General features: G+C 60.7%; 13 protein-coding genes. 9 read left to right on the forward strand and 4 right to left on the reverse strand.

Annotated features, from left to right (window positions below):
* The first annotated feature begins 306 nt into the window (after nt 1-306).
* Both ABIZ35_RS07615 and ABIZ35_RS07620 read left to right on the forward strand, forming a co-directional pair.
* Nucleotides 307-1,497: an aminotransferase class I/II-fold pyridoxal phosphate-dependent enzyme gene (locus ABIZ35_RS07615; RefSeq protein WP_348219283.1), complete on the forward strand. Its 1,191-nt coding sequence runs from the start codon at nt 307-309 to the stop codon at nt 1,495-1,497.
* 98 nt (nt 1,498-1,595) lie between these two features.
* A complete protein-coding gene (locus ABIZ35_RS07620) occupies nt 1,596-2,162 on the forward strand; it encodes a thioredoxin family protein (protein ID WP_348219284.1) in 567 nt (188 codons plus the stop codon).
* Nucleotide 2,163: 1 nt separating this feature from the next.
* On the opposite strand, the gene ABIZ35_RS07625 is transcribed toward ABIZ35_RS07620, so the two are convergent.
* The 3 genes from ABIZ35_RS07625 to ABIZ35_RS07635 form a co-directional block, all read right to left on the reverse strand.
* Entirely contained in the window at nt 2,164-2,976 is an 813-nt protein-coding gene (locus ABIZ35_RS07625) for an SDR family oxidoreductase (protein ID WP_348219285.1), read from the reverse strand.
* 69 nt (nt 2,977-3,045) lie between these two features.
* Complete coding sequence (locus ABIZ35_RS07630) at nt 3,046-3,762, reverse strand: hypothetical protein (protein WP_348219286.1); 717 nt, start codon at nt 3,760-3,762, stop codon at nt 3,046-3,048.
* The gene (locus tag ABIZ35_RS07635) at nt 3,759-4,394 is read right to left on the reverse strand and encodes a uracil-DNA glycosylase family protein (protein ID WP_348219287.1); all 636 of its coding nucleotides are present in this window, start codon (nt 4,392-4,394) and stop codon (nt 3,759-3,761) included. The genes ABIZ35_RS07630 and ABIZ35_RS07635 overlap by 4 nt, the downstream gene beginning before the upstream one ends.
* 56 nt (nt 4,395-4,450) lie before the next feature.
* Between ABIZ35_RS07635 and murB the strand changes: the two genes are divergently transcribed.
* The 3 genes from murB (at nt 4,451) to ABIZ35_RS07650 (ending at nt 9,145) form a co-directional block, all read left to right on the forward strand.
* Nucleotides 4,451-5,422, forward strand: coding sequence for a UDP-N-acetylmuramate dehydrogenase (murB, locus tag ABIZ35_RS07640; protein ID WP_348219288.1), 972 nt, complete (start codon nt 4,451-4,453; stop codon nt 5,420-5,422).
* A 250-nt stretch (nt 5,423-5,672) separates the two neighbouring features.
* Complete coding sequence (locus ABIZ35_RS07645; protein ID WP_348219289.1) at nt 5,673-7,889, forward strand: stalk domain-containing protein; 2,217 nt, start codon at nt 5,673-5,675, stop codon at nt 7,887-7,889.
* Nucleotides 7,890-8,029: 140 nt separating this feature from the next.
* Nucleotides 8,030-9,145, forward strand: coding sequence for a YihY/virulence factor BrkB family protein (locus ABIZ35_RS07650; RefSeq protein WP_348219290.1), 1,116 nt, complete (start codon nt 8,030-8,032; stop codon nt 9,143-9,145).
* Nucleotides 9,146-9,163: 18 nt separating this feature from the next.
* Here ABIZ35_RS07650 and ABIZ35_RS07655 read toward each other — a convergent pair whose 3' ends face one another.
* On the reverse strand, nt 9,164-9,685 hold the full coding sequence (locus ABIZ35_RS07655; protein WP_348219291.1) for an inorganic diphosphatase: 522 nt from the start codon (nt 9,683-9,685) through the stop codon (nt 9,164-9,166).
* A 207-nt stretch (nt 9,686-9,892) separates the two neighbouring features.
* Here ABIZ35_RS07655 and ABIZ35_RS07660 point away from each other — a divergent pair, with 207 nt between their 5' ends.
* The 4 genes from ABIZ35_RS07660 to ABIZ35_RS07675 all read left to right on the forward strand — a co-directional run bounded on the left by ABIZ35_RS07660 (nt 9,893) and on the right by ABIZ35_RS07675 (nt 15,960).
* The gene (locus tag ABIZ35_RS07660) at nt 9,893-11,620 is read left to right on the forward strand and encodes a hypothetical protein (RefSeq protein ID WP_348219292.1); all 1,728 of its coding nucleotides are present in this window, start codon (nt 9,893-9,895) and stop codon (nt 11,618-11,620) included.
* A 939-nt stretch (nt 11,621-12,559) separates the two neighbouring features.
* Nucleotides 12,560-13,906, forward strand: coding sequence for a redoxin domain-containing protein (locus ABIZ35_RS07665; RefSeq protein ID WP_348219293.1), 1,347 nt, complete (start codon nt 12,560-12,562; stop codon nt 13,904-13,906).
* A 78-nt stretch (nt 13,907-13,984) separates the two neighbouring features.
* Entirely contained in the window at nt 13,985-15,328 is a 1,344-nt protein-coding gene (locus tag ABIZ35_RS07670; RefSeq protein WP_348219294.1) for a TlpA disulfide reductase family protein, read from the forward strand.
* Nucleotides 15,329-15,387: 59 nt separating this feature from the next.
* Nucleotides 15,388-15,960, forward strand: a complete 573-nt coding sequence (locus ABIZ35_RS07675) for a TlpA disulfide reductase family protein (protein ID WP_348219295.1) — start codon at nt 15,388-15,390, stop codon at nt 15,958-15,960.
* The last annotated feature ends 31 nt before the right edge of the window (nt 15,961-15,991 follow it).

The following is a 15,991-nucleotide window of genomic DNA, read 5'->3' on the forward strand; positions in this document are numbered from 1 at the left end:
CCTGGCGTTGATCCGCCAGGGATGATTCCTTGAATGGCAAGGTTGGATACCTCCAACCAAGCATACTGAAAGTGTAAAGAATGTCGCCGGTTTAAGATGTAAACTATGTCGCCGGTTTGTACACCCCGGCCCCTCTCCCAATTCTGGGAGAAGGGGAGTCGGATTGGAAGAGGGAATATTTGGACTGTCGAATCTTCAACAAAAAAACTCTGGCTCCCCTTCTCCCAGAATTGGGAGAAGGGGCTGGGGGATGAGGGCCATCCGCGCCGAGGCCCCATCCAAGAGTATCAAAAACAGAGCACACCAATGAGCAATGAAGCCACACCGCCCCTGTCCCGACTCGTGCGCGAGCTAGCGCCGTCGGGTATCCGTAAGTTTTTCGACGTGGCCGCCTCCATGCAGGACGTGATCTCCCTGGGTGTCGGCGAGCCGGACTTCGTGACGCCGTGGGCCATCCGCGAAGCCGCGATCAATTCACTCAAGGCGGGCCAAACCAACTATACCAGCACCTACGGCGACCTGCGGCTGCGCACCGCCATCGCGAAGCATCTGCACGCGATGTACGGTGTCGGCTACGATCCCAAGGAAGAAGTGCTGGTGACGATCGGCGTCTCCGAGGGCATGGATGTCGCAATGCGCGTCCTGCTCGATCCCGGCGACGAGGTGATCGTCCCCGAACCGTGCTACGTTTCCTACAAGCCCTGCGTCGCCCTCGCCGGCGGCGTTCCGGTCGGCGTGGAGACATTCGCCGCAGACCAGTTCCGAATTTCCGTGGAGCAGATCGAAGCCGCCTGGACGCCGCGCACCAAGGCGATCCTGCTCGGCTTCCCCAGCAACCCCACCGGCGCCACCATGCCGCGCGAGGCGCTGCAAGAAATCGTCGATTTCGCCGTTCACAAAAATCTCTATCTCATCAGCGATGAGATTTACGATCGTCTGACTTACGACGGCGAGCATACCTGCGTCGCATCCCTGCCTGGCGCCTGGGAGCGCACCATCACGCTGAACGGCTTCTCCAAAGCATACGCCATGACAGGATGGCGCATCGGCTACGCCTGCGCGCCCGAACCGATTCTGTCGGCGATGAACAAGATCCACAACTATTCGATTCTCTGCGCTCCGATCACGGGCCAGATGGCTGCGCTGGAAGCATTGAAAGTAGGCGAGTCGAGCGTCGTGGATATGGTCGGCCAGTACAACCAGCGCCGACGCCTGATTGTCGAAGGCCTCAATCGCCTCGGCCTGGACTGCCACATGCCCAAGGGCGCGTTCTACGCCTTCCCCAGCATCGCCCGCACCGGACTGACCGCCGAGGAGTTCGCCGAGAAGCTGCTCTTTGAAGAGCGGGTCGCGGTCGTCCCCGGCACGGCCTTCGGACGCGGCGGCGAAAAGCATATCCGCTGCTCCTACGCCACGAGTCTGGAGAAGATCGAGATTGCCCTGCAGCGCATGGAGCGCTTCATCCAGCGGCTGCCCATTTCCGCGCAGGCGGCGTAACTTCTCAGCCCCTATGACCTTACCCCCGGTGCTTCGCGTCACCCCTCCGGGTGACCGAAGCGCAATAGATTCCCGTTCATTATCAGGAGCAATCATCCATGGCCCGCACCAACTCGACAATGCTGCCGCTCGGCACGCCCGCCCCTCTCTTTTCGCTGACGGATGTCGTCACGGAAAACGCCATCAGCGCCGCCTGGTTCATTGACAAGGACGCCCTGCTCGTCATCTTCCTCTGTGTGCACTGCCCCTACGTCAAGCATGTCCAGGATGAACTGGCGAAGATCGGCCGTGACTACGCCGAAACCCCGCTCGGAATTCTCGCGATCAGTTCCAACGACGCCGTGCAGTACCCCGACGACGGACCCGAAGGTCTCAAAGCAATGGCCGAAGCGCTCGGCTTCAAGTTCCCTGTCTGCTACGACGAATCACAGGAAGTCGCGAAATCCTTCGCCGCCGCCTGCACGCCGGACTTCTTCCTGTTCGACGCCGAACGCAAGTTAGTTTATCGTGGACAATTGGACGAAAGCCGCCCGAAGATGGACCCGCCGGTCCCCGTGACAGGAGCCAGCCTGCGCGCCGCCATCGACGCCGTTTTGAAGGGGGAAGGAGTGAACCCGGATCAGCGAGCGAGTTTGGGTTGTAATATCAAGTGGAAGGCGGAGTGACCTATCCAAACAGTGTATTCGTCGATCCGCCGTCCACACAGATCGTCTGCCCCGTGATATAAGTCGCTTTATCGGAAACCAGAAACGCGACCAGGTTCGCCAGTTCCTTGGGATCGCCGAAGCGTTTGAGAGGAATGCGCTCGGCGGCTTGCTGCGCGATTTGTTCGGGGGTGAACGCGGTGCCCTCGGCGCGGGTCTCGTGGATGTCACGCAGGCGCTGTGTGTCGAATGAGCCGGGACAAACGTTGTTGACGAGAATGCCGTCGTCCGCGAGTTCTTGGGACAGGGATTTGGCGAGACCGATCGTCGCCGGACGGATGGTGTTGGAGAGGAGCAGGCCGCCGATGGGCTGCTTGACGCTCGTGGACATGATCTGAACGATCCGGCCCCCGCCGCGCTCTTTCGCCTGCTGAAGATGCGGCAGGGCCTGCCGGATCAATCGGACCGAGGGCCAGAAGGTGGAGTCCAGCGCCTGACGCCACTCTTCCTCACTGATATCGATGAAACGTCCTGGCGGCGGACCGCCGCCGTTGATTACCAAAATATCGAGCTGACCGAAGCGTGCGATCGTGGCCTTGAGCAGGCGCGCCACATCCTCCGGCTGCGTGATATCCCCCGTCATCGTGTGCACATCCGCTCCGCGCACCGCCATCACCTGACGAATTTCCTGCGCCGCTCGCGCCACATATTCCGGCCGCCGGCCGTTGATCACGACCTTCGCGCCCTCGCGCGCGAGCAGTTCCGCACACGCCCGCCCCAGCCCCTGCGACGACGCCGTCACCAGAGCGACTTTCCCGCTAATCCCTAAATCCATGGGCCATTGTAGCCGCGCCTACCGCGCAAAGTCAAGGTAAACGAAGGTCCTATACCGCAGGACGGAAACTCACTGAGCCATGAAGGTAAAGGATCGCATCAGCGGCTTGGGAGAGTTGTCCGAGCTATAAGCCGACGACCGGGTCGTGACCCCGCCTGCGTCATCCAGACTGTTGAAGGTGGCGAGCGGCGCAATCGGCGGATCGTGCTCGCTTTCCAGCACGCTCAGCTTGGCGCTGCTATCGGTTCCTCGGGGCTTGTAGATAAAGGTGACGGTGTTGAGACCCTTGCGGCAATTGCGCGAGATGTCCTTGTCCGTATTGCTGAAGAAGTCCGCCACACGCGCACTGTTCAGACGGACTTCGACGTTGGCGTTGACAATCGTACCACGCAGCCAGTGCGAGTGAGCTGTGCCGCTGGAGATATCCTGACGGAGAAAAGGATCGTCGTCGATCGGCTTGACATCGAGAGCCGGGTTATCTTCTGACGGTCCCGGGGTGTCCGCCTTTAAATCCGGGGCGCCGTTCGCCAGTGGATTGCCCGCAGCCTGCACTAACGGGTCCTGCTCATTGATCAGAGGACTGGAGGATTTGACGCCAGGCGATGAATTGATATCCTCCGCCACCAGTGTCGGAGAGGTCACATCTTCGGAATAGCCGTTATCGCGATTTGCCTGGCCGTAATTGGGACGGTCGGCGCCGCAGCCCGTGACGAGGGGAGTAACCAACGCCAGCACGGCTGCGCTGAAAAGAACGCGGCGAACGGCGATTGAAGTGATGGTTTTCACGGATGTCTCTCTTCCAGAGGATCGCCGGATGCGGCGATCCCAAGTACGCGCAGACGCTCTTCGCGCACGCGCTCAATCGCCTCCGCCAGCAGCGCCCGATGTGCGGGATCGTTCAGCCATGTGCTCGCGCCCGAAGAGTGCGGCAGCGGGACGTATGTCACTCCCGGCGCGGGAAAGGCCTGCCCGATGGCCTCAGTCAGCAGCATCTTGGGCAAAAACTTATCGATCGCCATCTTGCCGAATAAGATGATCAATTTCGGCTGAACCAGCGCCATCTGAGTGTCCAGCCAGGGACGACAGTTGCGCATCTCGCGCGGCGACGGCGCGCGGTCGGTGCTCTTCCCCGGCAGCCGTCCCGGAAAGCATTTCGTCAGCGCCGTCATGTAAACAATCTTCCCGATGTCCTCCGGCGCAAACCCAGCATCTTCCAGCCATCCGAACAGCTTGCGCGCGGCAGGCCCCAGATACATCCGAGCCCCGCGCAGATCGGTCAATCCCGGCGCCTGTCCAATGATCATCACCGGCGCGGGCGCCAGCCCCCACACCATCGGACCAGGCGTGATGGGAAACCCATCGTCAAAACAGCGCCGGCAGGTCCGGATTTCCTCATGCAGCACTTCAATTTCCAGCACCCCACGATTATACCACGATTGGAAAACCCGTCGCGATATGTTACACTAATGGGGTTATGACCACCGAGACTGCCTTGCGCGCCGCTGTCGGCGACGCCCTCCTCTCCCATGAACCCATGTCACGGCACACCACCCTCAAGGTTGGCGGCCCCGCACGCTGGTTCTGGCCCGCGCGCGATGTGGACGAGCTCAGCCGCGTGCTGACGGTCTGCACCGAGCACGACGTTCCCTATCTCTTTATCGGCCACGGGTCGAATCTGCTGATGAGCGACGCCGGATACGACGGCCTTGTGATCCAGAACCGCTGCAAAGGTTCACGGATCGGCGAGGACACGTATTCCGAAAGCGGCGTCTCTTTTGGATCACTGTTCTATCAGACGGCCAAAGAAGGATTTTCGGGATTGGAATGGGCCATCGGCATCCCCGGCACGGTCGGCGGCGCGCTGGTGAGCAACGCGGGCGCCTACCGGGGCAATATCGGGCCGCTAGTGACCTCGGTGCGCGTCTTCGCCGACGGACGGGATCAGGAAGTTGGTCCCGAATGGATGGAGTTTTCGTATCGCGACAGCCGCCTGCGCCGATCGGGCATCGGCCGCACCGTCATCCTCTCATGCATGCTGCACTTTGACGAGCGCGGCGAACCGGACGAGATCGTCGCCCGCGCCAAGGATTATCAGGCCCAGCGCCGCGCCAAGCAGCCCTACGCCCCCAGCGCCGGATCGTTTTTCAAAAACGTCACCGACAAAGAGTTCGCGCAAACCCTCCCCGACCTTCCCGAGCCACTGAAGAAGGCAGGAGTCGTCCCGTCCGGGTTCCTGATCGAAGCCTGCGGCCTCAAGGGCCTGCAAGTCGGCGGCGCCCAGGCGTCCGAGAAGCACGCCAACTTCCTCATCAACGCCGGCGGCGCCACAGCGACCGATCTGCGAAGCCTCGCCTACAAAGTCAAAGGACTGGTCCATGAGAAGTTCGGAGTGACGCTGGAAGAAGAAGTCTTGTATGTCGGCGATTGGTCGGGATGGAGCGCGTGACCTATTCCCTATCATGGGAAACTCGGAGTTCGCCCCTCCGCCCCAATTCGTGTGGATGTTCGCCCCTCCTAATTCTTAATCCTTCCCGCCGCGAAGCCACTTGTCAGCGCCGGGGGAATAGGTCACGAAAGCTTCCCGGGAACAATTTCCCCTGTCAAGACGCCTGCATGGTATGGTTTGGAATATCGTTTCCCCGGATATCTATAAAGGAATAAACATTTTTCAAACCCATTCAGGAGTCAAGACGACCATGCTAAACTACAAATCTCAAAAAACCGCTCTACTGGCGGCGGTCGCCGTCATGATGGGCGCAGTGTCCGCGACGGCCGATCCGATCCGTGTCAATGTCAACGGAAATCCCGTAAACTTCTCGGGAATGGAACCGATGCAAACCAACGGCTCCGTCCTGGTGCCGCTGCGCGGCGTGTTTGAGGCGATGGGCGCCAGCGTCAGCTACAACGCCGACAGCAAGACGATCAACGCCACCAAGGGCAGCTCTTATGTGGTGCTTCCGCTGGGATCGACTTCGGCGACGGTGAATGGCGTCACACAGACACTCAGCCAGCCGGCCCGGGCTGTCAACGGAACGACCCTGGTTCCGCTGCGCTTTGTGGCGCAGGCGCTCGGCGCGAATGTGGACTGGCAGGCCGCCAGCAGCACCGTACAGATCCAGACCCAGGATCCCCACCTTGCCGACCTGCCCGCGCCTCCCGGAACCGGGCCCGTCACAGGGCAAGTGACGGGAATCGTCACAAACGCCAATCCGCCCATGATCACCCTGCGCGTGAACGGACAGAATACGGCCGTGCCGCTGAGTAGCTCCACATTGATCCTTCGCTCCGCGCCCGGCGAGCCCGGAGTGCAGTCGCCGCTCAGCGAGATCCGTCCGGGCGATCAAGTTACGGTCCAGCGTTCCGGGGACGGCTCGGCGCAGAGCATCGTCGCGAATTACGGACAGTACAAAGGCACTGTTAAGAGCATCGGGCGCCTGGCCGACGGCAGCAATGTCATCACGCTGAACGACGGCACAACCGTTCAATTGGCGAAGGACGCACCCGTCACCATGAATGGCCGAACGATCACGCTCAAGGAAGTCATGCCGGACGAGAAGGTGGTTATCCGGACGAACCCCAGCAGCGCGCTTGGCTACGCCGTGGTGGTGAACCCGGAGCGCGGCCAGAATACGCCGGTGGGCGACAATAACCTGCCTCCGAACGCCGGCTTCCCCGGGGGAACCGCCCCGCAGATCACCGCGTTCCAGCACAACGCCGTGCATCGGGTGCGCGGCAACGGCGCCATTCATGTCGAGATGCGCGGCACGCCGGGCGGTAAGGCGTCTTTCGATATCCCGGGGGTGGCAAGCAACATTCCGCTCACGGAAGCCTCGCCCGGACGATATGCCGGCGATTATAAGGTTCCAGCGGACATCGCCGTCGAAGGCGCTGCTGTCATCGGCAAGCTGACGGTGGGCAACCAGACAGCCCCGCTTCTTCAGGCGAACCAAACGCTCAGCGTCGATAGCTCCGCCCCGAAAATCGGCGCGTTCAGTCCGGCGCGCGGCGCGACGATCGAAAACGACCGGCCGCTGATCTACGCCACGCTCAACGACGCCAGCGGCACGGGCGTCGATCCCAATTCCGTGAAGGTCTCTCTAGACGGCAAAGATGTGACGGGAGCCGCGACCATCACCCCTTCGTTCTTCAACTTCACGCCGGCTCAGCCGCTCGCGGCGGGGGCTCATGAAGTCCGAGTGCACGTCGCCGATCAGGCGGGTAATGTGCAGAGCGCCGCCTGGCCGTTCGTCGTTAGCAGCGAGCGCTTGATCACGAACTTCGACAGCACGGTTCCCGACGGACGCGCGGTAGAAGCCGGCTCCAAGCTCCAGTTCAAGCTGGCCGCGAAGCCTGGCGGACGCGCTTCGTTCAGCATCGGATCGCTGGCGAAGGACATTCCGATGACCGAATCGACGCCGGGCGTCTATGTCGGCTCCTACACAGTGGCGCGCGGCGATAACCTCAGCGACGCCCCGGTCACCGCCAAGTTCATCGACGGCGCCGGACGGACGGTCACCAAGGCGCTCGCCAAGAGCATCGACATCGCGGCCGGCGCTCCTGTAACGCCCACGATCACCACCCCGGCCGAAGGCGGCGATGTCCCGACGAATATGACGGTATCGGGCAAGGCGTCGCCGAACTCCATCGTCCGCGTCAAAGTCGATTACACCAGCAAAGCGCTCGGGGGTCTGTTCGGAGTGAACGGCTCGGCGGGAACCAAGGACGTGACGGCGGACGCCAATGGGAATTGGACCGCGTCCGATCTCACGCTGCAAACGAATAGCCTCTTCACCCGCGACCGCGACACGATATTCACGGTCTCCGCGACTTCGGTCAACGCCAAAGGCGATGAGTCCGAGCCGGCAGTCATTACGGTTCAGGGCGGCAAGGCGTTCGCCCACCGGGCGAATTAAGCCAACGCGCGAATGAATCGCGCCGGGCGTTTACAAGGCGAACAGTTGGGTCATAATGCGATAGGGGCGAGCGCGGCAAGCCGCGCTCGCCCTTTTGACGTTTGATATTTTGCCCATCACACAGAAGGTTCTGAAGACGAATGAAGTCATTGATAAAAAAAGTAAACGCTTTAGTGGTGCGCCTGAAGAGGATTTTCCTGATCCGCTTTACGATGGATGTCATAGCCAGCTTCGGCAAGAACAACGGCGGCCTGATGGCGGCTGGGCTGGCGTTCTTCCTGGTGCTGGCGTTCGTCCCGCTGCTGCTCGTCGGCGTCGCGGCGATCGGCTACTACTTCAATTTGATCCACAGCACGCAGGACGCCGTGCAGCAGATTCAGCATCTTCTGACAACCCAGATTCTGCCGGGCAAGGCGGGGAATGAAGTCAGCAGCTTGATGGAGCAGGCAAACATTACGGAGAAGGTGAAAACCATTACCGTCACTCGCGGCATCAGCGGCATCATCGGTTTGCTCGGTCTGATCTGGGCGTCGATGCAGATATTCTTAAGCGGCGCCATGGCGATGAACGCCGCATGGAGCGTGCAGGAAACCCGCAACTGGTTCCAGCAGCGCGCCATCGCGCTGGGACTGCTGCTCGCCACTGGTGTGCTGCTCGTGCTGTCAATCGTCGCGACCGCCTACGGCTCGTGGCTCACGCACCATGTTCCCGGCTTCGGCGTGGGAACGACGATCTTGACGGAGGTTGGCGCGGTTATCGTCGCGACAGGCATGTATGGCATGACATACAAGTTCCTGCCGTCGGCGCACGTTACCTGGCGCTCGGCGTTGGTTGGCGGCGTGGTGGCGGCGGTGGCGTGGGAAATCGCGAAGAAAGGGCTCGCGGTGTACTTGCTGCACCCGAATACGTCGATGTACGGCAACCTCGCCAACTTGATGATTTTCGTTCTCTGGGTGTATTACTCGATGATGATCTTACTGATCGGGTGCGAGGTGTCGGCGCAGTACGCCAAGGAAGTGGAAAGCAAGAAGGCGACGAAGATGAAGCGGCTTGCGAACCGTACGCCCTCGCTGGACACTTCGTCCGCCTCTGGAACGCCGATGGCGCGCGCCAAGGAGCGGCGTGTCTCACAGCGAGAGCGTGCGGGAACCAAAACAGCCCCATCCGAGCGCAGCGCCGCCGGCGCGCCGGCGGCCTCCCCGGAGCGTAACGGTTCCGGCGCGAATGGCCGGGGAAAGCCGAAGGCGCGGGATTAGCAGTGAACAAGTCTCTCCCTACGCGGGAGCGGCCATATCCATGATCGCGCGCAGACGGTCCTGCGTCTGCGCGACATCCTCCCACCCTCCGATGCTGACCTCGCGGTGCTCCAGCACCTGATAGATCTCGAAGAAGTGCTGGATCTCCAGAAGCGTGTGGTCGGAAACATCCTTGATGGATTTGATCCCGTCGAAGCGAGGATCGGCGACGGCCACCGAGAGGATCTTATGATCTTCACCGTTGTGGTCGTGCATCAGCAGAGCGCCGATTGGGCGAGCGACCACCATGCAGCCGACAAACGTGGGGTTCGACGACATCACCAGAATATTGAGAGGCTTTTTGCGGACATCGCTCTTAGTCCCGCAGATCCACCCGTAGTCGCAAGGATAATAAAGCGGCGAGAAGAGAGTGCGGTCGTACCGGTAGATGTCTCCCTCCGGCGCGTACTTATACTTGTTGGACGACCCTTTCGGCACTTCGATGATGGTGTTAACTTCGACGGGCGCCTTCGATCCCATCGGTATCATTTCATAGGGCATTCCAGGTCACTCTCCCTCGCATGTTCTGCTCTATTATAGCATAGCGCGCTCCAGTTCGGCGACGCGCGCTTATTGCCGACATCCGTAATAAATATGGAATCTCCCTCACATTTTCGGATCCATTATAGCAAGCGCTTTTACAGTGACGTGATCGGGACTTTGCGGAAAATAAGGTAAAATAGAGAGCGGATTTTTGCGAGGACCATATTGAGTACAGAACCCGATAACATTACTTCGAAACCCAAAACGACTTCAAAACGAGCGGCGAAGGGGCCGCAGCCGACGAAACCCACCGCCACGGAACTCGTCGCCATCAACGAAGCGGCGACGGAAGTGGCGAAGCAAGCGGCGCGGATCGACTCCGCCCCAACCCTGGTGGAAAAGGCGGACATCCTCTGGGCAATGACCCAGGAAACGCGCCACGCGACCCTGGGACAGCTGCCCCCGACCACTGTCGCGGCCCTGATCGAAACCGACCCGGACCGCAATACCCGACTGATGGCGAATCTGCCGGCGGCCAAGTTCCAGCAGATCCTGAACCTGGGCACATTTGCCCAGGGACGATCCTGGCTGGAGCGCGCGGTCACGTCCGGCTCGCTGGCCGCCGCGATCCTGCCGTCGCTCATGACCTCCCGGGACCTCAGCGAAATGCTGCTGACCGACAAGGATTTCCGGCGCGCCCTTCCCAAGCTGCTCAACTACGAGCGCGCGGAACGGTGGCGCCAGCTCCTGACCACCAACGAATGGCACGCCAATATCGATGAGCTGCTCATGTCGGACACCGACGAGCTGCTGCGCAAGGCGAATATCAAGAACAAGAACGTCCACGCGGTGCTTCAGTCGCTGATCGACTTCGTCCCGGAGCTTTATCTGGAGACGATCAACTACGCCGCCGGCCGGCTAAAGAACGCTCAGGACCGCCCGGACGAGTTCGAGGACCTCACCAGCACGCCGTTCGGCCTGCCGGAGATCCTGAACGCGCAGACCGCCGGAGCCGCCAGCCTGGATCCCTCCGCGCAGACGATTGCGGGAGACGAAACAGCAAATTCGCCGCTGGCGGATCTGGTTCCGGAGAGCGGCGACCCCGTGTTCGCCCTCGCAACCGCCGGCCTCACCAGCGCCCGCAAGGCCCTGCTGGAGGATCAGCTCAAGCATCTGCTGCGCCAGGAGATCGTCGCCACGGCGTCGTTTGCGCAGGGCGCCATGGCGCGCGCCGCCGGCCGCGTCTTGTTCTACCTGCGCGCTGGTCTGGAGTCCTTCGGCCCGAGCGTCGAGGACGCCACCCGCGCTCTGGAAACGCGAAACCTCAACGAGATCAGCGCCATCGGGGCGCGTCTCGCGGAAGGCTACCGCCAGAAGTCGCTGGCCCTCGCCGGCCTGCGCGAATGGCTGGACGGCCGCCAGCGTCAGTTCCTGGACGCCATGAAGCAGCCCGAGGCGGGCATGCATCCGGAAACCAAGGAGCCGGTGCTCTGGCTCGCCGGAAAGCCCAAGCAGGACCGGGCGGAGTGGCACCCCACCCCGCTCTCCGAGATCGCGATTCAGCTTTCCGAGATCGGCGCATGGGCGTCGCTCGCCAAAGCCGCCTTCGGCACCCCCGAGCGCACGCATGCGATCTTCACGCAGTCCAAAGCCCGTACCGCCGGCGAGGCCCTGCGCCGCACGGTCATCGCCCTAGCGCTCTATCGCCGCTGGGAGCCCGAACTCGTGCGCCCGAACGAAGACTTCACCGCCTTCTACCGGCAGTTCGGCAAAGGCCGCCGCAGCAACTTCGACGCCGTGCGCCAAACAGTTCTGGACGCCCTAGACCAAACCCCCAGCGACGCCTGGAAACCGTCCGACGCCAAAGCCCGCGCCCGCGAGCTGCTCCTGCGCGCCGTCACCGAGCTCGAAAACGCGCCCCCGCCCGCACCGCCGAAAAAGCCGGCGCATTAAAGCCGCGTAACAAGCATAAGCCGCGTGACGTTCAGACAATGCTCTGACGTCACGCGAACCCTCTCGACTATTCCCCATCACTTCTGCCTCCCGGATCCATAAATATCGCATCTCAGTTTTTTTGCAGCTTCCTCAGCCCTGTCCCAACTTTTCACAACCAAGCTAGCGATATTGTTCAGTGTAAGACACCAGTGTCACAGAAACGGCGGGGGAACATTTACGATGAAGAGTAATCAGATTGTATTGCCATTACTATTGGTACTATTGCCAATCAGTGCATTTGGTTTCGTACGTGGCTACATCGCCGCAAACGTTCAGCCAGCCAGATGTACTGGAAGCCCTCATCTGCTCCGTTTGCCAACGCGCCACATGAAGCTCAAACGCCACATTAAGCCCACATGGGACACGACAAAGACCGTCGTCCTCCCTCCGAGAAAGTCCCTTGCGGAAGAGATCGCGGAGGCAAAGATGAACCTCCACATCCTACGACCGGGAGAAGTGATGGACAATTCCTATTTTCCTCCCAATGAGAAGTGAAGTTTTCCGACGCGCAGCGGGACGAGACCTCGAAGAAAACGACCATCGCCTGAAAATAGAACTCGCGTAGCTAGGTATCGATCTTCCCGCACCCGCCGACGTGAAGCCCTGAGCGTTCACGGCGTCGAAGAAGCTGCGCTAAAAACAAAAGCCGCGTGTCATTACCCTGAATGACACGCGGCTTTTCTGGATTTCGACGCTTGAAAATCATCACGCAAACGGTAAAAGCTTATTGTCTTGATAATATTTTGATCCCCTGAACAGTATAATTGCGGGATGGCCCATTCGTGAATGCTCACGAATGGCGCCTCTCCTTTCTCAGCGTGGACGGCAAAGGCGCCGCGAGCAATTTTCCATCGACATCACTGCCGTATTTACTGACCACAAGAAGGAACACGCACCTTGAACATCCAGCGACTTACCAGTCTCGGAAGCCTGTTACTGCTGCCGATCGCGCTTGCGTCCGGCGCAAGCGCCGATCCCGCCACCCCGGCGGCTCCGGCCACCAATGCCGCTCCTATCGTGGACATGACGCCGGCCAAGGTGGACGCCAAAGCCATGGCGCTGCTCGGTGATGTGGAAAAGGCCACAGCCAGCGCCAAGGGCCTTACGGCGGACTTCACCGTCACCTCCAGCTTTGATCCCGAAAAGCCCGCCGTCGTTCAGGAAGGCGCGATCCAATATCTCAAGCCGAACTACATGCACACCGACGCGTGGCTGCTGAAAAAGGATGAGACTTCGGGACAGATGGCGCGCGACGGCGCCCCGATCACCATCGCGTCCAATGGGAAAAGCGAATGGATCGTGATGAAGGACGGCGAATATCACCAGAGTGATGTCGACCCTATGGGCAAGGGCCTATCGAACGGCTACGATCCGTCCGCTAACTTCTTTGACCCAAGTCGCTCCGCGCTCAAGCAGATCGATGATCAGAAGCAAAAGCATCTGCTCGTCTCCCTGACCTACGGCGGCCAGCAAACGTGGGAAGGCAAAAAATACGACGTCGTCGATTGGGTCGCCAAACCAGGATTTAATTTCCCTCCCGCGATGACCAAGAAGGCGCCGAATGGAGTCGTTCTGTACACTCAGCATCTATACATCGGCTCCGACAAGCTGGTGCACCGCCAGGCTTATGACTACAATTTCGGGGCGACGGGCGAGCGGGCCATCCGAAACGTCCAGATCAACCCGAAGATGACCGCCAAGAACTTCGATTACACTCTGCCCGTCGGCGCGCACCTGCCCAAGCCTCCCCCGCCGCCGACCCCGGTCCTGGCGAACGGCGTCGCCGCTCCGGACTTCCTTGCGACCACGTCGGACGGGAAAGAAGTGCACCTTTCGGACTACAAAGGCAAGCGCGTCATCATCGACTTCTGGGCCACCTGGTGCGGACCCTGCCAGGCCAGCATGCCACATCTGAACAATGTCTACAAGCAAGTCAAAGATAAAGACGTGGTTGTGCTCGCCGTCTGCGTGTGGGACGACAAAGATTCCTACGCCAAGTGGGTGACCGACAACAAGACCACCTACGACTTCCCCACCGTCTTCGACCCGGCGGGCAAGGGCGGCAAGAACATCGCCGGCGAGCTGTACAAAGTCAGCGGCATCCCGACCCAGTTCGTCGTTGACAAAGACGGCATGATCGCCGCGAGCAATGTCGGCTACATGGGCGAAACCGACCATCGCCTGGAAGCAGCGCTCGCGAAGACCGGCGTGGACATTCCCGTTCCCGAAGCGCCGAAGTCTTAACTCCCCGCAGCGAAAAGCACGACGATCAAAGAGAGGACGCCAAGAAAGCGCCCTCTCTTTGAGCGAGGAGCTCCTTTCATGACGTCCCGGATTCTCATCGGAGCGGGTGCGCTCGCCCTGCTGCCGTTCATGCTCCTCTCAAGCTCCCACGCCGATCCCGCCGCCGTCACGCCCACGGCCCCTGTCACCACGCCGCCTGCGGCGGCGCCTTTGCCCGATACGCCTGCAAAGATCGACCCCGAAGCCCTCACGCTGCTGACCGAAGTCGAGAAGGCTCGAAAAAAGACGCGCAGCCTCACGGCGGATTTCACCGAGATTTCGGGGTCTGATCCGGCGCATTCCAGCGTCATGGAGGGTTCCCTGCGCGCCCTCAAGCCGAACTATCAGCATTTAGAACTCTGGTCGATGAAAAAAGACGCGGCGAGCGGCGAGTTTGCGCGCAGCGAAAATATCGCGACGATTGGCTCCGACGGCAGTAATTTATGGAGTATTTCCCGCAGCGGTGAATACTATAAGTCGCATGTTTCACCGACCGGCGCCGGACTCATCACTAGCTTCGACCCATTCTTCGGCTTCTTCGAGGGAACACAATCACCGCTCAAGCAGATCGACGATCAGCAGCAAAAGCACACCCTCGTGTCTTTGACTTACGCCGGCGAGCAAAAGTGGGACGGACAGCCATATGATGTCGTTGATTGGGTCTCCCAGTTCACCATCCCTCAGCCAAAGCCCGCGCCGCCCCGCGTGATGACGCATACGCAAAGCATCTTCATCGGCCCGGACAAGCTGGTCCATCGGCTCCTGGAAAATTACAGCTTCGGCTACTCATCCGAAAAATACCTGCGCATCGTGGAGCTGAACGCAAAGCTGACCTCCAAAGATTTCATCGTCACGCTGCCGGAGGGAGCGCACCCGCCCAAGCCGTACGCGCCGCCAGCCCCGATCCTGGCGAACGGCGTCGCCGCGCCGAACTTTACCGTCACTGCCTCCGACGGCAGCCAGGTCAAACTCTCAGACTTCAAAGGGAAAACAGTCATCCTGGAGTTCTGGACGACCTGGCGCCCCCTATGCCAGGCGAGCATGCCGCACACGGACAGCGTCAACAAGCAGGTGAAGGACAAAGGCGTGGTCGTGCTTGCCGTTTGTGAGTGGGACGACAAAGACGCCTACATAAAGTGGCTGCGCGAAAACAAAGCCGCCTATTCGTTCTCCACGCTCTTCGATTCCGCCGGACGAGGCGGCGCGAATATCGCGGGCAGTCTTTACAAAGTCTCCGACATCCCAACACAGTTCGTCATCGATAAGAACGGAAAGATCGCGGCGAGTAACGTCGGCTACACCGGCGAGAACGACCATCGCCTGGAAGCCGCACTGGCGAAGCTGGGCGTGAAAATCGCCGTCCCAGCTGATGTGAAATCCTAGCCCCGGCCCGCCCAAGATGAGCGGCCGTAGACCGTCCAAACAACAAAGGAGACCTGTCCATGAAGTTACGCATGCCTCTCGGAGCCGTCGCGCTCGCCCTTCTTCCTCTGGCGCTCGCGCCGGCCGCCCGCGCCGCCGACCCCGCGCCGGTTCTTCTGGAGAACGGCGTCGCCGCTCCGGACTTCCTGGCGACCACGCCCGACGGCAAAACCGTCCACCTTTCGGACTACAAAGGCAAGCCCGTCGTAATCGACTTCTGGGCGACCTGGTGCGGACCGTGCCAGGCGGCCATGCCGCATCTGAACAAGGTCTACAAGCAGGTCAAGGACAAAGATGTGGTCGTACTCGCCGTCTGCGTCGCCGACACCAAAGAAGCGTACGACAAATGGGTGACGACAAACAAGGCCACCTACGATTTCCCCACCGCCTACGATCCCGCCGGACGCGATGTCAAGAACAGCTCGATCGCGCTCTATCACGTCAGCGGCATTCCAACGCAATTCGTGATCGACAAGGACGGCAAGATCGCGGCGAGCACCGTGGGATACGGCGGGGAAGACGACCATAAATTGGAAGAAGCGCTGGTAAAGCTAGGCGTGAACATTCCCGTCCCGGCGGCGGCGAAGTCCTAATCTTCCCCGTCCCATCGTGCAGGCGGCCGGC

It is taken from the genome of Capsulimonas sp., assembly GCF_039929585.1.
In the GTDB taxonomy this organism is placed as follows: domain Bacteria; phylum Armatimonadota; class Armatimonadia; order Armatimonadales; family Capsulimonadaceae; genus Capsulimonas.